Here is a 20,393-nt window from a genome sequence, read left to right on the forward strand (position 1 = left end):
TTGGGACTGCGTGGTGCTCACCTCATTTTCTTTCTTGCAAAGCCGCCGCTTTTGCCATATAGTAAAGAATAGTATTTTTATTATATAACAACGGGCATAGCCCCGCAAGCAGGAAAGGATGCGAGAAGCGTGGAACTGCTGAAACAGGCAGAGGCCATGGCGGAGGAGCTGCGCGGCTTCAAGGACGAGCTGCACCGCCGTCCGGAGCTGAGCTTTCAGGAAATACGGACCACGGCGCTGCTGAAACAGGCGCTGACCGATCTGGGTCTGGAGCTGATCGAACTGGGAATGGATACCGGAGCGGTGGCCCTGCTCCGGGGCGGAAAGCCGGGCGGTACGGTGGCTCTCCGGGCCGATATCGACGCCATTGCCCAGCAGGAGGCCCCCCATGAGGGGGTCGTATCCCAGGTAGGCGGAATCATGCACGGCTGCGGTCACGACTTCCACACCACCGGGCTGTATGGAGCCGCCAAGCTGCTGGCCGGGCGGCGGGAGACGCTGGCAGGCAATGTGGTCTTCCTGTTCCAGCCCGCCGAGGAGGTCACCCAGGGTGCCCAGGCCATGCTGGACCACGGCCTGTTGGACAAGCTGCCCGAGAGGCCCCGGTATCTGTTTGGCCTGCACAACCGGCCGGAGCTTCCCGCCGGCACCATCGCGGTGATGGAGGGGCCGGTGATGGCAGGCAAAAGCCACTTCACCCTGACTCTCCACGGAAAATCCGGCCATGGCGGCTCCCCCCACAAGTGCACCGATGTGATTGTGGCAGGGGCCGCGGTGGTAAACGCTCTCCAGACCGTGGTGAGCCGGGACACCGACCCGCTGGACAGCGTGGTGTGCTCTGTTCTCTCCATTCACGCTGGCACGCCAGACAATTTTGTGCCCGACACCCTGACCATGACGGGGAGCATCCGCTTCCATCAGGAGTGGGCCCACCAGAAAGCCTGCAAGCGCCTGGAAGAACTGACAGTGGGCGTGGCCGCCGCCTACGGCTGCACGGCGGAGGTCTCTTTCCACCCCGGCGTACCCGCCACCATCAATTCCCCAAAGCTCACCGCTCTGGCCCGAAAGGCCGCCCTGGCTCTGGTGGAACCGGACAAGGTGGTCTCGCCTCGGCCCGATATGGGCTCGGAGGATTTTGCCGTCTTTGGACAGCATATCCCCGCCTTCTTCTACTGGTTGGGCTCCGGCTTCCCCGGCCGGGACAACCCCTGCTGGCACAACGAGCATTTCCGCACCGACGACTCCGCCCTGCCTCTGGCCGCTGCTCTGCTGGCACAGTCTGCTCTGGTTGGACTGGAGGAGTTGGCGCAATAACATCTGACAGGAGGATACAGCTATGAGTCTGTACACCTATTTTACCCCCACAAAGGTGATCTTTGGAAAAGGGGCAGAGGATCAGGTGGGTTCTCTGATCCAGGGACAGGGCTGCAAAAAGGTCCTGCTCCACTACGGCGGCGGCAGCGCACGGCGCTCCGGCCTGCTGGACCGGATCGAACGCTCTTTGGAATGTTCCGGGATCTCTTACGTGTCTCTTGGGGGTGTGGTCCCCAATCCTCGGCTGAGCCTGGTATATGAGGGTATCCGCCTGGCCAAGGAAGAGGGCGTGGATTTCATCCTGGCCATCGGCGGCGGCAGCGTCATTGACTCTGCCAAGGCCATCGGTTATGGCGCGGCCAATGACGGGGACGTGTGGGATTTCTTTACCGGCGCCCGAAAGCCGTCGGCCTGCCTGCCCATCGGCGCGGTGCCTACCATCGCCGCCGCGGGCAGTGAAATGAGCTGGTCCTCCGTCATCACGGAGGAGACCCACGGCCTCAAGCGCTCCTGCAACAACGACCTCAGCCGCCCTGTCTTTGCGGTGATGGATCCGGAGCTGACCATGACCCTGCCCCCCTATCAGACTGCCTGCGGCTGCGCTGATATCCTGATGCACACCATGGAGCGCTACTTCAATCACAGCGACAATCTGGATCTGACAGATGGCATTGCCGAGGCTCTCCTGCGCACGGTGCTCCACCATTCCCTGGTGCTGCGGGATCATCCCGACAACTATGAGTCCCGGGCGGAGATCATGTGGGCGGGCAGTCTGTCCCACAACGGCCTCACCGGCTTCGGTACAGACGGCGGCGACTGGTCTACTCATAAGATGGAGCATGAGCTCAGCGGTATGTTCGACGTGGCTCACGGCGCCGGCCTCACCGCTGTTTGGGGCAGCTGGGCCCGCTATGTGTGCCGGGAACGGCTGGACCGCTTTGTCCAGTTCGCCCTGCGGGTCATGGATGTTGCACCCGCCGGTGACGACTACCAGACCGCCCTGGCCGGCATCGCGGCCATGGAGGAATTCTTCCGCTCTATCGGCATGCCCACCTCTCTGACGGAGCTGGGCGTCTCCCCCACTGACGCTCAGCTGGAAGAGATGGCCGAGAAATGCATCCAGGCGGTGGGCGGCAAAACCCTGGGTGTGGTCAAGCCGCTGGCCATGCAGGATGTGGCGGCCATCTATCGGGCGGCAAAATGACAACAAAAAGCACCGGATCTTTTGATCCGGTGCTTTTTTCTGTATCACACCCGAGTCCAGGTGGTACCTTCCTTGCTGTCTTTGATCTCCACGCCCATGGCCTTGAGCTGGTCACGGATGGCGTCGGCCTTGGCCCAGTCCTTAGCCTTCTTGGCCTCCAGGCGCTGGGCGATCAGAGCCTCGATCTCCTCAGCACCCTCCACGGGAGCGGACGCCTTCTCCCGGAGCGCGGCGGCCTTCTCCAGCAGGTCCAGCCCCAGCACCTGGTCAAAGCTGCCGATGAGGGCCCGCTTGGTGGCGTCGTTCACGTCAGCCTTCAGCACATCATACACGGCGGTGACACCCAGAGAGGTGTTCAGGTCATTGCCCACCGCCTCGATGAAGGCAGCCTTGTACTTGGCGGCAGCTTCCTCGTCCACGGCCCCAGGCTCGTCGGACAGGGCGGCGATACGGCTCACCAGCTTTTCATAGGCGGTTTTGGCGTTGTCCAGGTTCTCCCAAGAGAAGATCAGGCTCTTGCGGTAGTGGGACTGGAGGCAGAAGAAGCGGTAGACCAGAGGATCATACCCCTTCTCCTCCAGCAGGGAGACGGTGAGGAACTCGCCCTTGGACTTGCTCATCTTGCCGTTGGTGGTATTCAGGTGATGGACATGCATCCAATATTTGCACCAGGGGTGGCCCAGGTATGCCTCAGACTGAGCGATCTCGTTGGTGTGGTGGGGGAAGGCATTGTCAATGCCGCCGCAGTGGATATCCAGGTACTCCCCATTGTACTTCATGGAGATGCAGGAGCACTCGATATGCCAGCCAGGATAGCCCACACCCCAGGGGGAATCCCACTTCAGGGCCTGGTCTTCAAACTTGGACTTGGTGAACCACAGCACAAAGTCGTTCTTGTTGCGCTTGTTCAGGTCCTCCTCTACGCCTTCCCGGACGCCCACCGCCAGGTCGGCCTCGTCGTGGTCGTTGAACACATAGTACTGCTTCAGCTTGGAGGTATCAAAATACACGTTGCCGCCGGCAAAGTAGGCGTAGCCGGTGTCCATCAGCTTGGTAATGACCTTGATATAGGAGTCAATCATGCCGGTGGCGGGCTGCACCACGTCGGGGTACTTGATGTTCAGCTTCTTGCAGTCAGCAAAGAAGGCGTCGGTGTAGAACTGAGCGATCTCCAGCACGCTCTTGTGCTCCCGCTTGGCGCCCTTCACCATCTTATCCTCGCCGGTGTCGGCATCGGAGGCCAGGTGGCCCACGTCGGTGATGTTCATCACCCGGTTCACGTCATAGCCGTCATAGCGCAGGAACTTCTCCAGCACATCCTCCATGATATAGCTGCGCAGGTTGCCGATATGGGCAAAGTGATACACCGTGGGGCCGCAGGTGTACATGGATACCTTGCCGGGGGTGTGGGGCACAAACTCTTCCTTCTTATGGCTGGCAGAATTGTATAGTTTCATCTTAATCTGACTCCTTTTATTGATTTTGGTCTTCCATACTCTGGTCCATCAGCTTTTCCAGCCATTCCAGCCGGGAGCTGAGGGCCTGCAATTCCTTCTGAACCGGGTCGGTCACATGGATCTGATCCACCTGGCTGGTGTAGTCCACCTTTTCTCCCGCAATGCGCACCACACGGGCGGGCACGCCCACGGCGGTGGCCTCCGGCGGGATCTCCTGCAGCACCACGGCGTTGGCCGCAATGCGGGAATTGTCCCCCACCTTAAAGGGTCCCAAGACCTTGGCTCCCGCCGACACCATCACATTGTTTCCCAGTGTGGGGTGGCGCTTACCCTGATCTTTGCCGGTGCCGCCCAGGGTGACGCCGTGATAAATCAGGCAGTCATCCCCGATCTCCGCCGTCTCGCCGATCACGATGCCCATACCGTGGTCGATCACCAGCCGTCGGCCGATCTTGGCGCCGGGGTGGATCTCGATCCCCGTCCAGCAGCGGCTCCACTGGCTCACCAGGCGGGCCAGAAAAAACAACTTGTGACAGTACAGAAAATGAGCGATCCGGTGATAGATAACGGCGTGCACGCCGGGATACAGCAAAAAGATCTCCAGCCGGCTGCGGGCTGCCGGGTCGCGGGCCTGGTAGGCCCGAAGGGTCTCGCCAAGACGGGTCAAACAAACACCTCCCAGAAACAAAAACGCCTCTTATGCGTAAACGCATAAGAGGCGATCAGGTCGCGGTTCCACTCTCATTTCTCACTCGATGGCCGGTAACGGTGCCAACCGGAGGGCTTCCACATCCCCCGCGCTCCCGGACGCACGTTCTCCAGTTACCCCCTGGGACCGCTCTCAGCCGGTGACGTTCCCTCTCTGGCGGGTACTCGCTGGGTACTCTTTCCGTTCTTCGCGCTATTCAACTGTCTTAGTATATTATCATCTTCTCCGGGGTGTGTCAAGAAGGACTCAGACCTTGCTCCAGTCGATGACGTCCTTGTTGTTGATAAAGTACTCCACGCCGGAATAGATGGTGGTGGCGATGATCAGGAAAATGCAGATTCCGTCCAGCACAGGGTGGACGATCACCAGCATCAGGCAGATACACACCATGGTGGAGGCGGTCTTTACCTTCCCCGACCAGGCCGCGGCGATCACCCGGCCCCGCTCCACGGCAATGAGGCGCAGGCCCGTAACCGCAAACTCCCGCACAATGACGATGAGCAGCGCCCAGGCCGGGAACCGGCCGGACTCCACAAACCACACCAGCGCAGCCATTACCAGCATCTTGTCCGCCAGCGGGTCCATAAACTTTCCGAAGTCGGTGACCATATTGTAGTGGCGAGCAATATAGCCGTCCACAAAATCGGTGACGCTGGCCAGGATGAAGATGATCAGCGCGTAAAGCATGTGGAAAGGAACGTCCAGATAAAGCACCACCAGAAACACGGGAATCAAAATGACCCGCAGCATGGTTAGCTTATTGGCGGTATTCATGGTATGTCACTCCTCAATCTCTCCGGTCAGGTCGCCGTCCTGGGTACCGGTGATCCGCACGTTAACAAATGTGCCCGCGGGGATCACGCCCGCAGCCGTAAAGTAAATATGGTTGTCAATATCCGTGGAGTCCGCATAAGAACGCCCGGCATAGCAACCCATGTCAGGGTCAAAGCCTTCACAGAGAACCTCCAGGGTCTCCCCCAGCCGTGCCTCGTTCCACTCGTCCATCACCCGGCTCTGCAGCTCCACCAGCAGCTCTACACGGCGCTGGGCCACCTCTCCGGGCACCTGATCGGGCATAACGGCGGCAGGTGTTCCCTCCTCGGGTGAAAACTGGAAGATGCCAGGCCGCTCCAGCTTGGCTTCCCGCAGGAACTCGCACAGCTCCTCAAACTCCGCCTCACCCTCGCCGGGCAAGCCGCAGATCAGGGAGGTGCGCAGCACCACACCGGGAATGCGATCCCGGAGCTTGGCCAGCAGGGCCCGGATCTCACCGCCGGTAGAGCGGCGGTTCATAGCCTTCAGGATCCGGTCGTTGATATGCTGGAGGGGGATGTCGATATATTTGACGATCTTATGCTCATGGGCAATAACGTCAATGAGCTCGTCGCTGAGCAGGTCGGGATAGAGATAGTGCAGCCGGATCCAGTGGAAGGGCAGCTTGCACAGCTCTTTCAGCAGCTCAGCCAGCATGGGCTTCTTGTAGAGATCGATGCCGTAGCGGGTGATGTCCTGGGCGATGACGATAAGCTCCTGCACGCCATTCTCCGCCAGGCCCCGGGCCTCCTCGATCAGAGACTCCATGGTGCGGCTGCGGTAGCGGCCCCGGAGGTAGGGAATGATGCAGAAGGCACAGCGGTTGTCACAGCCCTCAGCGATCTTCAGATAGGCGGTATAGGGCGGTGTGGTCACCATCCGCTCCCCGTCCTCGTAGGTGTGGCTGATATCCCCAAACCGGCGGGGATGGCCGCCGGCGGCTACCTCCTCCACGGCGGAGACGATATCAGTATAACTGCCGGTACCCATGACGCCGTCAACCTCGGGCATCTCCTTTGTCAGCTCGTCCTGGTAGCGCTGAGACAGGCAGCCTGTCACCAGCAGCTTACCCAGCTTCCCCTGGTCCTTCAGCTCAGCCAGCTCCAGGATGTTCTGAATGGCCTCGCTCTTGGCAGAGTCAATAAAACCGCAGGTATTGAGCACTGCTACGTCAGCGCCCTCAGGGTCGCCGGTGACGGTGTGACCGGCAGCCTTTACCAGAGCCATCATCTGCTCGGTATTCACCAGATTCTTGGCACAGCCAAGCGAAATAAATGCAACCTTCAAGTAACTTTCTCCTTACACGATGGTATAGCGTCCGTCCCGGCGGGGAGGCAGCTTGCCCTCCTGATCCGGATAGCCCAGTGTGATGGCCGCCACAAACTCGCCCTTTCCCGGCGCAAACCGCTCCTGGAAAACAGGTCCGAACCCCATCCGCTGAGGCGCGGACAGCCAGCAGGAACCAATTCCCTTGTCCCAGGCCGCCAGCAGCACATTCTCAATGGCGGCGGAAACGGACTGCATGGCGCCGTCCCGGTCGGGGTAGTCCGGCTTGAGCATGAACACCAGCACGCACACCGGTGCGCCCCCCAGGGTGGCGAGGAATTTGTTGGTGATCCCGATCTGCTCGGGATTGCGGGCAAAGCGCTGTTTCAGCACGGGGGTGAATTTCTCCACCACACCGCCCATGATCTGCCGCACCTCTTCCATGGTGTCCGGGTTCTGGACCGCCACAAAATACCAGTGCTGCAGGTTGATGGCGGAAGGGGCATACAGCCCGGCCTCCAGGATCTCACGCAGGTCGGATTCGGGGATGGGATCGCTCTTGTAGCGGCGGATGCTGCGGCGGGTCAGCAGTACTTCGCGGGTGTCCATCAATAATCCTCCTCCATGGCCCCGCCGTACCGGCGCAGGCCGTCTTTGATATCCTCCCACCGAAAGCCCCGGCGAGCCAGAGCGTCGGCGGCGCGTTTATAGCTTTTGGGATCGGTGAGATCCGCCCCCCGGAGTTTCTTCTGTAAAAAGGCGTCGATGGCTTCGTCTGGGGCCTCCAGCCCCTCCAGAGCCTCGTCCCAATAGTCCCGGGGTACTCCCCGGCGGTAGAGTTCCTCCCGGATACGGCTGGGGCCGCAGCCCTTGGCGGCGTAATGCTCCGCCACCGTATGAGCATAGGCCTGGTCATTGAGATAGCCCAACTCCTCCAGCCGGTCGGCCGCCGCTTCGGCGGTCTCCCGGTCGGCCAGGGGCTCCTTCTCCTTGTTCCGGGGTCTGGCAGTGAGCTTGTCCACCAGTTCCTTCCTGGAAAGGGGCCGGGCGGAGAGGAGGTCTATGGCCTTCTCCCGCACCGCGGCGGCTTCGGCAGCCTTCTTGATCGCCTCCAGCTGCACTTCCGTCAATTCAAGATCAGAGCACAGGCCGAAGGCCACCACTTCATTTTCACTGATGCGCAGGATGGAACCGTCCTCCATGTGACAAAGCCACCGGCCTGTCACATGCTGGGACGGGACCAGCTTACTGATCCGCATCCGCGAAGTCCTCGGCGGAAATATCCACCGCGCGGCCGGCGGCGCGGGCGGCGGCACGGGCCTGGCTGCTCATCAGCTTGTAGGAGTTCTTGCGGATATCTGCCTCCAGCTTGTCGCACACCTCCGGGTTGTCCTTCAGATACTGCTTGGCAGCATCCCGGCCCTGACCCAGGCGGGTGTCACCCATGGCAAACCAAGAGCCGGACTTCTGCACCAGATCCAGCTTAGTGGCCAGATCCAGGATCTCGCCCACCTTGGAAATGCCTTCGCCGTACATGATATCGAACTCGGCCTCCTTGAAGGGAGGAGATACCTTGTTCTTCACCACCTTGGCCCGGGTGCGGTTGCCGATGATCTCCGAACCGTTCTTCAGAGACTCGATACGCCGCACGTCAATCCGAACGGAGGCGTAGAACTTCAGGGCACGGCCGCCGGTGGTCACCTCCGGGTTGCCGTACATGACGCCCACCTTCTCACGCAGCTGGTTGATGAAGATGACCACGCAGTTGGTCTTGGCGATGGAGCCGGCCAGCTTGCGCAGGGCCTGGCTCATGAGGCGGGCCAGCAGACCCACATGGGAATCGCCCATGTCGCCCTCGATCTCCGCCCGGGGAGTCAGCGCCGCTACCGAGTCCACCACCACCACGTCGATGGCACCGGAGCGGACCAGCGCCTCACAGATCTCCAGGCCCTGCTCGCCGGTATCGGGCTGAGAGATCAGCATGGAGTCGATGTCCACGCCCAGAGCCCGTGCATAGTAGGGATCCAGGGCATGCTCGGCGTCGATGAAGGCCACCTCGCCGCCCCGTTTCTGGGCTTCCGCCACAATGTGGAGAGCCAGGGTGGTCTTACCGGAGGACTCAGGGCCATAGATCTCAATAATACGTCCCTTGGGGACGCCGCCGATACCCAGGGCCAGGTCCAGAGACAGAGAGCCGGTGGGGATGGCCTCCACTACGATATCGGCGTTGTCGCCCAGGCGCATGATGGAGCCCTTGCCATAGGTCTTCTCGATCTGGGCCATGGCGGTCTCCAGCGCTTTTTTCTTATCAGAGGCGGGAGCGGCGCTCTCCACCACAGATTTCTTTTTATCTGCCATATTGTATATCTCCTCTCAAACGGCGTCAGTGATTCATGACGCCCTCTACCACCCGCCAGATTCCCTGGGTGTCCTGGGTGGTCTGGATCTGTTCAAATCCATTCATGGCCAGAATCTGTTCCACATCGGGGGCCTGGCCGATCCCCACCTCGAACACCAGGGAGCCTCCCAGACGGAGGGCCTTCCCCCACCGCTCCGCGATGGCACGGTAAAAGTCCAGTCCGTCGGCACCCCCGTCCAGAGCGGAGCGAGGCTCATAGTCCCGCACGCTGACGTCCAGTCCGGCTATATCCCCGGTGGGGATATACGGCGGATTGCAGGCGATCACGTCAAAGTCCCACAGAGCGGCGGCAGGCGGCTCCAGAGCGTCGGCATGGACACAGGTCACCCGGGCGTTCAAATCGCACCGGCGGATATTCTGCTTGCACAGCTTCAAAGCCGCCTCGCTGACGTCGGCCAGCACCACCCGGCACTCGGGCACATTGGAGGCCGCTGCCAGGCCCACGCAGCCGCTGCCGGCGCACAGGTCCAGTACCCGGGCTCCTTCACCGGCGGCACGGGCCAGCAGGATGGCCCGCTCAGCCAGCACCTCCGTATCCATGCGGGGGATCAGCACATCAGATGACACTTCCAGGGACAGGCCGTAGAACTCCCACTCCCCGATGATGTAGGCCACCGGCTCTCCGGCCAGGCGGCGTGCTACCAGCTCCCTCAGCTTCTCCTCCACCTGATCGGAGGCATAGAGGGCCATATCCCGGTAGAACTGCTCCCGGCTCTTGCCGGCGGCACAGCAGACCAGCTCCCTGGCCTCCAGCTGCGCCCCCTCCACCCCGGCCTGGCGCAGGCGCTGCCTGGTATCCAGGTAGAGGTTGTTGTAGGTGGTCGCCATGAAACCACACTCCTGTTTTCAATCTCTCTTTCTCTCACACACGCGGGGTTACCACTGATCCTTCCCTTCCTCCTGAGGAAGCACCAGTGTAAAGGCACGGATGCCTACTTCGATCATGCTGTCGTCCGGCTCAAAGGTGGTCCAGTTCTGGAGCCACAGGCCGGGAGCCGTCATCAGGCGGGTAAACCAGTTGTCGTACCGACCCACCAGGCGGTTGAATTCGTAGGTCAGGCTGACGATCAGCGGCAGCAGCAGCAGATGCAGTCCCATCCGGGCAAAGGTATTGGTCACGGATACGTAAGTAAACACCACACTGGAAAGCAGGATGCTCACTACGATGACCACGAACAGGAAGCTGGTGCCGCAGCGGGGATGATGCCGGGGTTGTTTACGCACATTCTCCACCGTCAGGGGCAGGCCGTGCTCATAGCAGAAAATGGTCTTGTGCTCCGCGCCGTGGTACTGGAACACCCGGTGGATGTCCTTGGTGTGGGAACAGAAGATCAGATACCCCACAAAAATCACAATGCGCACCACGCCCTCCAGCAGGTTGCGCACCCACATGGCCAGAGGCACCGCCCGTCCAAACAGCCCCACCAGGGCCGTAGGCAGCAGAATGAACAGCGCCACGGAAAAGAGGATACCCAGTACCACCGCGAAGGTGACCAGGGCGGAGGCCGCCTTCTCGCTGCCCAAGTGTTCGTCCAGCCAACGCTCAAATTTGGAGGGCTCCTCCGGCTCCTCCTCGTCCTCCGGCATAAAAGATGCGGAGTACATCAGTGCCTTCACCCCGTTGGCCATGGAGGAACAGAAATTGAACACGCCCCGGATAAAGGGCACGCCCAGCAGCGGGTGCTTGTCCTTGATCAGCACCCGCTCCTCTACCTGCTCCTCCAGCTCCCCGTCAGGCTTGCGGACTACCACGGCCTTCTTCTCCGGGCCCAGCATCATGATGCCCTCGATGAGTGCCTGGCCGCCGATCATGGTCTTATAGGGGGTCTGGCAGGCTTGTTTCGTCTCGTTCGACATGCAGTTTTTGTTCTCCTTGCTGTTGGAATCTGATATATCCTGTATATTGTACCAAACCCGCGCCCTGATTGCAAGGGGCGCGGGTTTGGTTTTTAGAACTTATGTTCTATTTATGTCTGAGAACGGATGGGCAGACGGATAGTGACGATACAGCCGCCGCCCTCCGCGTTGCCGATCTCCAGGGTACCCTCATGGCGGCCGATGATCTCGTCGCACACCGCCAGACCGATGCCGGAGCCTCTGGCCTTGGAGGAACCCTTATAGAATTTATATTTGACGTGGGGCAACTCGTCCTCGGGGATACCGGGACCATAGTCCCGGATGGTAATGACCACCTGGTCGCCCTCCCCCCGGATGGCGGTGTCGATCCGCTTGCCGGAGCCGCCGTGCTTGGCGGCATTGTCCAGCACGTTGCAGAACACCTGCCGCAGCCGCTCCGGATCGCCGGAAATGAGGGGGAACTCCTCCTCACAGTCGAAGTGGTTGAGTTCGATCCCCTCCCGGCGGAAGAACTCCCGGTAGGTGTATACCGCGTCCTCCAGTTCCGCCTTGATATCCATAGGCTCCACGGACAGTGTAAACCGGCCGTCCTGGATGCGGGAGAATTCCAGCAGCTCTTCCACCATGTTGGTCAAACGCCGGGCTTCGGACACAATAATGCCCATGCCCTTTTTTACATCGCCGCTGTCCCGCACTTCCCCGTTCATAATGGTCTCTGCCCAGCCGTTAATGGCAGTAAGAGGGGTGCGCAGCTCATGGGAGACGGAGGAGATGAACTCGTTCTTCATCTTCTCGCTCTGGCTGATTTTCAGCGACATATCGTTGATGGCATCGGTGAGATCACCGATTTCGTCATCAAACCGCTTCTCGATCTGCACACCGTAGGATCCGGCGGCAATGTGCTTGGCGGTCTCCGTAATGCTGGCTACCGGCTCCACAATGGAGCGGACAAAGTACAGGTTGGAAAAGTACACCATAGCCAGGATCCCCAGCCCAATGCCCAAGGACATGGCCACGATGAGAATGATCTGCCTATCCACGATGCGCAGAGAAGTGACGTAGCGCATGGCGCCTACCACTTCCCCATTCATGATCAGCGGGCTGGAGGCCGCCATGATGTGCTCCCCGGTGCTGGGGTCGGAGCCGGACCAGCACTTGGTCTTGCCCTGGCTCAGCGCCTCGGCGATGTCCGGCGTATTGGGTGCACGGAAGGCGGTCAGATCAGAGCTGGAAAAGCGGATCTGGCCGCTGGCGTCCAGAAACTCCACCTCCAGCTTATCTCCCGACTGGTCCCCCGCCACCAGAGAACGGGCGTATTCATAATAGCTGTCCTCCGACAGAAAGTAGCTGAAGCTCTGCACCGCGTTTTCCGCCTTCTGGGTCAGTGATTCGCTGAGGGTGGAATAATAGTAGCTCCCCATGGCGGCGGAAAAGGCCGACACCGCCAGCAGGACGATAAACAGCACCACACTGATGGAGTTCACCATCCAACGCTTGCGGATCCCGCGGATGCCTTTGATCTTCTTCATATGTTATCCTCTCACCACCTGGGTTTTTTGCGCATTTTTGGTCAAATCAGAAGCCCCACTTGTACCCGTAGCCCCAGACAGTCGTGATAAACGTGGGATTGGTGGGATCATCCTCGATCTTGATCCGCAGACGCCGGATATTCACGTCCACGATCTTCAGCTCACCGAAGTAGTCCCGGCCCCACACAGAGTCCAGGATCTCTTCCCGGGACAGCGCCTTACCCGGATTGTCCATAAACAGCTTGATGATGGAGTACTCCACCTGGGTCAGCTTGACCCGCTGTCCGTTCTTCTCCAGCGTCCGGTTGCGGGTATTGAGCAGGAAGGGCGGCTGACTGATCTCGCCGGAATCCACCGGGTCCCCGCCGCCGGTACGGCGGTACAGGGCGTCGATCCGGGCGGTCAGCTCCGCCGGAGAGAAGGGCTTGGTCACATAGTCGTCCGCTCCGGTCATCAGGCCGGTGACCTTGTCCATCTCCTGGGTGCGGGCGGTGAGCATGATGATACCGATCTTATTGTCCCCCGCCCGAATCCGGCGGCAGACCTCAAAGCCGTCCATATCGGGCAGCATGATATCCAGCAGCGCCACCTTGATGTCCGGATTGCGCTTGAGCTGGGCCAGCGCCTCCTCACCGGTCTCAGCCTCAATGGCTTCGTAGCCGGCACGCTTCAGATTGATGACCACAAAGCTGCGGATGTTGGCCTCATCCTCCAGCACGAGCACCTTTTTCATGTCCGCTTCCTCCCGCTTTCTATTAGTCGTAAGACCACTCGTTGGTGATCAGAGCAAAGTTCGCCTTCACGCCCTCCTCGTCCAGGCCGCAGTCCCAGTCGCACTGGAGCAGCCGGGCGGCATAAATCGTATCGCTGTCGGTATCGTCAGGCAGCAGCCGGAACCGCCCCGCCATATTGGCACGCATGAACCGGTTATCGCCGCTGAGGGCATAGATGACCAGGAAGGGCACCGGCTCAGAGTTCTCTCCCTCCCAGTAGGAGAAGATCACCGCCCGTTCGCCTCCGGCTACATCGTTCCGGGAAACGGTGATCTTACCTTCCCAGCTCTCCGGCAGGATGAAGTACCACTTGTCCCGGTCATTGTAATAGGTGGTAAATACCAGCTCGGCATTTCCGTTGATATCGTACTGGAGCCAGCGGATGGCCCAGAAATTGACCGCGATGCTCAGGCTGCTGGGGTCGGTCAGGGCATAGGGATCGGGCAGCTCCAAAATCCCATCATGATTGATATCCTTCGCGGAGACCGCTGTATACCAGCGGATGGTCCCATCGCTCTCACCCGTGCTGGTATTCAGCGTAATATTCTGCAATTTTCCGTTTTTCCAGGCAAAAATATCGGTGATGTGTCCATCATCACTGTACGTCGTGCTGTTAAAAGAGGACAGGCTGTCGCCAGTCGTGTAGCTGCCGTTAGCAGAGTAGATGGAATCCACAAATACCGCCGGCACGCCGCCCTGAAGCTGGCCGGTCCGCACACCGTTCTCCGAAAGGCCGGTGATATTTCGGGACAGCGGCGCGGAGGAGTCCAGCTCCATCATGCCATCCCGGTAATCATACAGCTCTGCCCGGGTCCCGCTTTCCGCTGTACCTGTATGGATGACCACAATTTCATTGACGCCGTCCATATCTAGATCGCATACCTGGAAGTCGGTATATTCCGTCCGCATCAGCTCCAGAACCTGGTCATTGTGGATGGAGTAGGCCGCCAGCGAGTACAGCTTATCGCTCTGCTGCCACCCTACGATGATCTCCTTCCCCGGCACGCCGTCCAGGTCCTGATACCCCACCACATAGATGGCGGTACCGGCGCCCTCGATCATTGCCGCCAGCTCATAGTCCTCAGCAGACTGACGATAGATGCAGATCTTCAGCTGGCGCTCGTCCGAGCTGACCCGGAAAAAGGCGATAGCCTCCTGCACACCGTCCCCGTCCAGATCCTGAAGCTGCACCTTCTGGGTCAGCTCTCCGGTCAGAGGCGCGGCGTATTCTCCGCCGGCATTGAGCATCTCATTGATCTTTTCGTCCAGCTTTAAATAGTCATCCGGCGCCTTAGGCGGTGCATACAGCTCGTCCACCGATTGGGAAAAGCAGCCGGTCAGCAGGAGCAGCAGCCCCGCCGCCAGAAGCAGCCTGAATCGTTTTATCATACAAAACCCTCCGTGGGACCCCATTTGGTATGTCAACGATATCATATCACATCTCGAAAACAAATGATACGGTATTTTTCTGAATTTCTCTGGAAAGACCACTTGCCAACACGCGGCAACTCATGTATAATACCCTTCGTACCACATGCCGGTATGATGGAATTGGTAGACGTGACGGACTCAAAATCCGTTGATGGCGACATCGTGTCGGTTCGAGTCCGACTACCGGCACCAGTCCGCCGCAGGCCATCTGCCTGCGGCGGGCTTTTTTCATCCTATCTGCGGGGAAAGGTGTTGGTAATATGGATACGTCTCCCTATTATCTGTCCGATCTGGGGACCTACTTCGGCGATCATTCCCTGGAGTTCACCCTTTACGACACTCTGTATCAGGCCATGGACGCCGCCTTTCCCGAAGCACGGGTGAAGGTGCAGAAAAGCCAGATCAGTTTCTACGGACGCCACCTGTTTGCCGCCGCCTCCCTTCCGGTCCGCCGAAAAAAGGACTGGCCGGAGCACTGTCTCCTGGTCACCTTCGGGCTGGGTGAGCGGGTGGAAGATCCCCACATTGCCGTGGCTGTGGAGCCCTATCCCAACCGCTGGACCCATCATGTGGTGGTCAGCAGTCCGGAGCAGGTCGATAGCCAGCTGTTGGGCTGGCTGAAGGATGCCTGGCTCTTCTCTGAACAAAAATGACAAGCAAAAAGGCAGGCGCCCGAAGGCGCCTGCCTTTTCTACTACGCTTATTACACCGATGTCACCCGATAAGCGGTTGTGTGATGGTAGCTCTCTCCGGCACGCAGCAGCACGGAGGGAAACTCCGGGTGATGCACGGCATCCGGCCACCCCTGGGTCTCCAGGCAGAAAGCCGACCGGGGGCCATAAGAGGCACCGCCCTTCCCGGGCGTGCCGTCCAGATAGTTTGCGGTGTAGAGCTGCAAACCGGGCTGGGTGGTGCAGCACTCCAGGCACAGCCCGCCGCCGGTGACCCGGGCTGCCAGCCGCATGGGAGAGCGGGGCTGGCAGCTCAGGACAAAGTTGTGGTCGTACCCGTTGCCCAGGGTCAGCTGGGGGTGCTCCATGGCCAGGCCCTGGAGAAACTCCATCGGCTGCCGCAGGTCAAAGGGCGTGCCGTCTACCGGAATCAGCACGCCGGTGGGGGTGCTGTTTTCATCGGTCTCGGTGATGGCATCCGCCCAAACCTGGATCCGCTGACCCTCCAGGGAGCCGCAGGCATGGCCCATCAGGTTGAAGTAACTGTGGTTGGTAAGGTTGCAGAGGGTATCGGCGTCACTCTCCGCCCGGTAATCCAGGGTAAGCACCCCGTCGGCGGTAAGGGTGTAGGTCACCCGCACCCGCAGTCTGCCGGGAAAGCCCTCCTCCCCATCGGGACTGACGTGGCTGAGCACCAGGGCTCCGTTCTCCTCCTGGGCCTGCCACACCGCCTGATTAAAGCCGTGGATCCCTCCATGGAGGCAATTGGGGCCGTTGTTGGCCGCCAGAGGGTAAGTCTTTCCGTTCAAGTCAAAGGAGGCTCCGCCAATCCGGTTGGCCACCCGGCCTACCAGGGCGCCCAGGTACTTGTCCTGAGCCTCATACTCAGCCAGAGTTTCGCATCCCAGCACGATGTCCCGTTCTCCCTCGCCGGCGGGAACGGTAAAGGAGCGGAGGATGCCGCCATAGGTCAGCACCTGGGCGGCGTACCGGCCGGCCCTAAGGGTCCAGAGCTCCACCTCCTGCCGGTCGGCAGTCAGTCCAAAGGGCTGCCACATCAGTTCCGCCATGGCTTACACCTGCCTTAAGAAGCGGAGGAAGGACTCCTTGCCCTCCGGGGTACGGGCATACACACCGGCATGCTCCAGCACCTTGGCAAAGACTAGGCCGGTCTCCTTATACACGATATCCAGGGCGTTGTCCCCGGTGATGGTGTACTTGTCCTTGAAGCCCTCAGCCCAGTCGGCGTGAGACTCTGTCAGCGGGTCGGCACGCAGGTCCTCCCCCTTTACAAGCTTGTCCGCTACAGCAGCCAGCTCGGTTTTCAGCCGGGCGGGCAGCACCGCCAGACCCATGACCTCGATCAGGCCGATGTTCTCCTTCTTGATATGATGGAGCTCGGCGTGGGGATGATACAGCCCCAGAGGATGCTCCGGGGTAGTCAGGTTGTTGCGCAGCACCAGGTCCAGCTCGTAGTCGCTCCCCCGCCGCCGGGCAATGGGGGTGATGGTGTTGTGGGGCTCCCCGTCGGTCTCGGCCAGGATCATGGCGCTCTCGTCGGTGTAGCCCCGCCAGGACAGCAGGATCTTGTCGGCCAGCTCCACCAGCCGGGCAGGATCGGCACAGGTCAGGCGCACCACGGACATGGGCCACTTGACGATGCCGGAACGCACGTCCTCATAGCCGGGGAAAGTGAATTCGGTCTCCACGGGAGCCTTCTCCATGGCGAAGGTGTACCGGCCGCCCTGGAAGTGGTCGTGGGCCAGGATGGAGCCGCCCACGATGGGCAGGTCGGCGTTGGAGCCCACGAAGTAGTGGGGGAACTGGCCCACGAAGTCCAGCAGCTTGCCGAAGCAGGCCCGGTCGATCTTCATGGGGGTATGGACCTTGTTCAGGCAGATGCAGTGCTCGTTATAGTACACATAGGGAGAGTACTGCAAAAACCAGGGAGAGCCGTTGATGGTGATGGGAACGATACGGTGGTTCTGACGAGCGGGGTGATTCACCCGGCCGGCATAGCCCTCGTTCTCGGCGCACAGCTGGCACCGGGGATAGGCGGAGGCGGGCAGGTTGCGGGCCGCCGCGATAGCCTTGGGGTCCTTCTCCGGCTTGGACAGGTTGATGGTGATATCCAGCTCACCGTACTCGGTCTCCGCCTTCCACTGCACGTCCTTGGCGATGCGGTCCCGGCGGATGTAGTTGGTGTCCTGGCTGAATTTGTAGTACCAGTCAGTGGCCTTTTTAGGATCCTCCCGATACAGAGCCTGGAATTTCTCAATCACCTGGGCAGGCCGGGGGGTAAGGACACCCATCAGCTTGGTATCCAGCAGATCCCGGTAGGTGATGGTATTCTCCGCCAGCACGCCTCGCTCCGCCGCATCATCCAGCAGAGCATCCAGCACAACGGGCAGCTCCCCCTCCCCCATAGCGGGCAGAGGATCGGGCAGGGAGCAGCCGTCCAGACCCAGGGCGTCCAGCAGCACGTTGGCCGCCCACAGCTCCTCTGACGGCTGGATCAGCTCTTTATCCAGCGCATAGGACAGCAGCTTGGCAATGGCCTGGTCACGCTCCATGCTCAGCCCTCCTCAAAGCCATGGGGGTGGTTTTTATGCCAGGCCCAGGCGGTGGCTACGATGGTGGACAGGTCGTTGTACTTGGGCTTCCAGCCCAGCACCTTGATGGCCTTCTCGGAGGAGGCAATCAGCTGGGCGGGATCTCCGGCACGCCGGGGGGCGATCTGCGCGGGGATGGGATGGCCGGTAACGGAGCGGGCCACGTCGATGACCTCCTGCACCGTAAAGCCTACGCCGTTGCCCAGGTTGAACACGTTGTTCTCCCCGCCGTTCATCAGGTAGTCCAGAGCCAGGATGTGAGCCTGGGCCAGATCGGTAACGTGGATGTAGTCCCGGATGCAGGTGCCGTCCTTGGTGGGATAGTCGTCGCCGAACACACTCACCGCCTCGCGCTGGCCGTTGGGCACCTGGAGGATGATGGGGATCAGGTGGGTCTCAGGATCGTGGGCCTCACCGATTTTTCCGGAGATGTGGGCGCCGCAGGCATTGAAGTACCGCAGAGCCACATATTTCAGGCCGTGGGCGCGGGACACCCAGCCCATCATGTGCTCCATCGCCAGCTTGGTCTGGCCGTAGCAGTTGGTGGGGATGGTCTTGTCATCCTCCAGAATGGGCACCTGCTCCGGCTCGCCGTAGGTGGCGGCGGTGGAGGAGAAGACGATCTTGTCTACGCCGTGGGCCACCATGGACTGGAGGAGCACCATGGTGCCGTAGAGGTTGTTATCATAGTACTTCAGAGGATCGGACATGGACTCTCCCACCTGGGAGGAGGCGGCAAAATGGATCACGCCGTCGATCTTTTCCGCCTGGAACAGGGTGTCCAGAGCCCCACGGTCCCGGATGTCCAGCTGATAGAACTTGGCCTTGGGGTGGACCGCAGCCCTGAAGCCGGTCTGCAGATTGTCGGCCACTACGACCTCGCGGCCGGCGTCGATCAGTTCATATACCGTATGGGAGCCGATATAGCCAGCTCCGCCCAATACCAAAATCGCCATTTCAGATACGCTCCTTTCACAGCACAGCAATCAAATCATTCAGGACCAGAGGACAGTACCGCCCACCGGCCGGATACGCAGCACGTGGCAGCTGCCCTCGCCCAGGGCGCTCTCCACCTGGGTCCGGAACTCCTCCAGCTGATCCAGAGGAACAAAAGCCTGGATGGTGCCGGCAAAGCCGCCGCCGTGGACCCGGCAGGCGCCTCTGCCCTTCAGGCTCCGCTCTGCAATGGCCAGAGCCACCGCCATGGCCTGCTCCTTCACCGCGCCGGCGGGAGTGATATCCTGAAGCAGCTCCCAGGAAGAGCGGCCGGACTGATTCACCAGAGCCAGGAAGGCGTCAAAATCACCCTGAGCCAGGGCATCAGCCTGCTGCTCCACCCGCTTGTCGTCGGCGTAGAAGTGGAGCGCCCGGAGCACCGCCCGGTCACCCACCGCCTGCCGCAGCCGGGGCAGATCCTTCAGCACATCGGCCTCCGCCACCTCCCGCAGCACGCTCTTGCCGAAATAGGCGGCTACCGCACCCATCTCCTTGGGCACAGCAGCATATTCATCGGTCAGGTCGGCATGGCTGGCACCCGAGTCGATGATGCACAGGGCGTAACCCAGGCTGTCCAGGTCCACCGCCACCGACCGCACCACAGGGGCGGCAGGATCGGCAAAGTCGATGGCCACCGCGCCGCCTACGGAGGAGGCGGTCTGGTCCATCAGGCCGCTGGGCTTGCCGAAGAACACGTTCTCCGCCTGCTGGCCCATCTGGGCAATGGTCACCGGGTCCAGCTCGTCGGAGCAGAAGAGATGGTTCTCGATAACACCCAGCAGCACCTCGCACGCCGCGGAGGAGGACAGGCCGGAGCCGGGCAGCACCTCAGACGCAGCAAACACATCAAAACCGGAAACAGGATAGCCACGTTTGGCAGCCTGGGCCGCCATGCCCCGCACCAAAGCGGCGGTGCTCTCCTTCTCCCCTTCCACGGGCTCCAGCGTGTTCAGCGCCACCTCTACCATAGGCCAGCCCTGGGACTGGAAACGGATGGTATTGGTGCCGTTGGGAGCGGCACAGGCCAGGAAGTCCAGATCCACCGCACCGGCCAGCACTCTGCCGTGCTGGTGGTCGGTATGGTTGCCGCCGATCTCTGTGCGGCCAGGCGCAGAACAGAGGGCCACCAGGGTGTCCTCTCCTGCTCCAAACGTATGCTGGAAGCCGTCCAGCAATTCCGATACCCGACGCCGGGCGTCGGTCAGGTCTCCATACAGCAGGCGGGTCATCGCCCCGTCCAGCTCGCCGGCCGCCAAAGCGCGGCGCACAGCGCCCAGTTTTTGCATGGTCATCCTCTCTCCTTCTCATCCCGGCGGGCCGGGATGCCATTTTCAATGCAAAG

At 60.7% G+C, this 20,393-nt stretch carries 19 protein-coding genes and 1 tRNA gene; 4 read left to right on the forward strand and 16 right to left on the reverse strand.

The window, feature by feature from the left end; all coding sequences use genetic code 11:
* The first annotated feature begins 129 nt into the window (after positions 1 to 129).
* Both ACTNB1_RS06440 and ACTNB1_RS06445 read left to right on the forward strand, forming a co-directional pair.
* Complete coding sequence (locus tag ACTNB1_RS06440; RefSeq protein WP_441168434.1) at positions 130 to 1,314, forward strand: M20 family metallopeptidase; 1,185 nt, start codon at positions 130 to 132, stop codon at positions 1,312 to 1,314.
* A 22-nt stretch (positions 1,315 to 1,336) separates the two neighbouring features.
* Positions 1,337 to 2,518, forward strand: coding sequence for an iron-containing alcohol dehydrogenase (locus ACTNB1_RS06445; RefSeq protein ID WP_441168435.1), 1,182 nt, complete (start codon positions 1,337 to 1,339; stop codon positions 2,516 to 2,518).
* A 44-nt stretch (positions 2,519 to 2,562) separates the two neighbouring features.
* On the opposite strand, the gene cysS is transcribed toward ACTNB1_RS06445, so the two are convergent.
* From cysS to ACTNB1_RS06505, 12 genes are all read right to left on the reverse strand, one after another.
* Positions 2,563 to 3,975, reverse strand: a complete 1,413-nt coding sequence (gene cysS, locus ACTNB1_RS06450) for a cysteine--tRNA ligase (protein ID WP_441168436.1) — start codon at positions 3,973 to 3,975, stop codon at positions 2,563 to 2,565.
* 16 nt (positions 3,976 to 3,991) lie between these two features.
* Complete coding sequence (epsC, locus tag ACTNB1_RS06455) at positions 3,992 to 4,642, reverse strand: serine O-acetyltransferase EpsC (RefSeq protein WP_441168437.1); 651 nt, start codon at positions 4,640 to 4,642, stop codon at positions 3,992 to 3,994.
* A gap of 288 nt (positions 4,643 to 4,930) precedes the next feature.
* Complete coding sequence (pgsA, locus tag ACTNB1_RS06460) at positions 4,931 to 5,458, reverse strand: CDP-diacylglycerol--glycerol-3-phosphate 3-phosphatidyltransferase (RefSeq protein ID WP_441168438.1); 528 nt, start codon at positions 5,456 to 5,458, stop codon at positions 4,931 to 4,933.
* 6 nt (positions 5,459 to 5,464) lie between these two features.
* A complete protein-coding gene (gene rimO / locus ACTNB1_RS06465) occupies positions 5,465 to 6,784 on the reverse strand; it encodes a 30S ribosomal protein S12 methylthiotransferase RimO (RefSeq protein ID WP_441168439.1) in 1,320 nt (439 codons plus the stop codon).
* Between the two features lie 12 nt (positions 6,785 to 6,796).
* Positions 6,797 to 7,372, reverse strand: a complete 576-nt coding sequence (locus ACTNB1_RS06470) for a nitroreductase family protein (RefSeq protein ID WP_441168440.1) — start codon at positions 7,370 to 7,372, stop codon at positions 6,797 to 6,799.
* A complete protein-coding gene (locus ACTNB1_RS06475; RefSeq protein ID WP_441168441.1) occupies positions 7,372 to 8,022 on the reverse strand; it encodes a regulatory protein RecX in 651 nt (216 codons plus the stop codon). Before ACTNB1_RS06475 ends, ACTNB1_RS06470 begins: the two co-directional genes overlap by 1 nt.
* Positions 8,009 to 9,121, reverse strand: coding sequence for a recombinase RecA (gene recA, locus ACTNB1_RS06480; RefSeq protein ID WP_441168442.1), 1,113 nt, complete (start codon positions 9,119 to 9,121; stop codon positions 8,009 to 8,011). The genes ACTNB1_RS06475 and recA overlap by 14 nt, the downstream gene beginning before the upstream one ends.
* Before the next feature lie 25 nt (positions 9,122 to 9,146).
* Positions 9,147 to 10,010 (reverse strand): peptide chain release factor N(5)-glutamine methyltransferase, encoded by an 864-nt coding sequence (gene prmC, locus ACTNB1_RS06485; RefSeq protein WP_441168443.1) that lies wholly within the window; start codon positions 10,008 to 10,010, stop codon positions 9,147 to 9,149.
* Positions 10,011 to 10,058: 48 nt separating this feature from the next.
* Positions 10,059 to 11,039, reverse strand: coding sequence for a DUF1385 domain-containing protein (locus tag ACTNB1_RS06490; protein ID WP_441168444.1), 981 nt, complete (start codon positions 11,037 to 11,039; stop codon positions 10,059 to 10,061).
* A gap of 110 nt (positions 11,040 to 11,149) precedes the next feature.
* A complete protein-coding gene (locus tag ACTNB1_RS06495; protein ID WP_441168445.1) occupies positions 11,150 to 12,568 on the reverse strand; it encodes a sensor histidine kinase in 1,419 nt (472 codons plus the stop codon).
* Between the two features lie 46 nt (positions 12,569 to 12,614).
* The gene (locus ACTNB1_RS06500; RefSeq protein ID WP_130868673.1) at positions 12,615 to 13,301 is read right to left on the reverse strand and encodes a response regulator transcription factor; all 687 of its coding nucleotides are present in this window, start codon (positions 13,299 to 13,301) and stop codon (positions 12,615 to 12,617) included.
* A 22-nt stretch (positions 13,302 to 13,323) separates the two neighbouring features.
* Positions 13,324 to 14,730, reverse strand: coding sequence for a hypothetical protein (locus ACTNB1_RS06505; protein WP_441168446.1), 1,407 nt, complete (start codon positions 14,728 to 14,730; stop codon positions 13,324 to 13,326).
* 147 nt (positions 14,731 to 14,877) lie between these two features.
* On the opposite strand from ACTNB1_RS06505, the gene ACTNB1_RS06510 reads away from it, so the two are divergent.
* Positions 14,878 to 14,964, forward strand: a tRNA-Leu gene (locus ACTNB1_RS06510).
* A gap of 68 nt (positions 14,965 to 15,032) precedes the next feature.
* Positions 15,033 to 15,425, forward strand: coding sequence for a DUF5655 domain-containing protein (locus ACTNB1_RS06515; protein ID WP_441168447.1), 393 nt, complete (start codon positions 15,033 to 15,035; stop codon positions 15,423 to 15,425).
* Positions 15,426 to 15,475: 50 nt separating this feature from the next.
* On the opposite strand, the gene ACTNB1_RS06520 is transcribed toward ACTNB1_RS06515, so the two are convergent.
* Genes ACTNB1_RS06520 through ACTNB1_RS06535 form a run of 4 tightly spaced genes read right to left on the reverse strand, consistent with a single transcriptional unit; the run spans position 15,476 to position 20,337 of the window.
* Complete coding sequence (locus ACTNB1_RS06520; RefSeq protein WP_441168448.1) at positions 15,476 to 16,513, reverse strand: aldose epimerase family protein; 1,038 nt, start codon at positions 16,511 to 16,513, stop codon at positions 15,476 to 15,478.
* A gap of 3 nt (positions 16,514 to 16,516) precedes the next feature.
* Positions 16,517 to 18,016: a UDP-glucose--hexose-1-phosphate uridylyltransferase gene (galT, locus tag ACTNB1_RS06525; protein ID WP_441168449.1), complete on the reverse strand. Its 1,500-nt coding sequence runs from the start codon at positions 18,014 to 18,016 to the stop codon at positions 16,517 to 16,519.
* Positions 18,017 to 18,018: 2 nt separating this feature from the next.
* The gene (galE, locus tag ACTNB1_RS06530; RefSeq protein WP_441168450.1) at positions 18,019 to 19,011 is read right to left on the reverse strand and encodes a UDP-glucose 4-epimerase GalE; all 993 of its coding nucleotides are present in this window, start codon (positions 19,009 to 19,011) and stop codon (positions 18,019 to 18,021) included.
* Between the two features lie 39 nt (positions 19,012 to 19,050).
* Entirely contained in the window at positions 19,051 to 20,337 is a 1,287-nt protein-coding gene (locus ACTNB1_RS06535; protein ID WP_441168589.1) for a galactokinase, read from the reverse strand.
* Positions 20,338 to 20,393 lie beyond the last annotated feature (56 nt).

Origin of the sequence: Flavonifractor sp. HCP28S3_F3, assembly GCF_052065355.1 — a bacterium.
In the GTDB taxonomy this organism is placed as follows: Bacteria; Bacillota; Clostridia; order Oscillospirales; family Oscillospiraceae; genus Flavonifractor.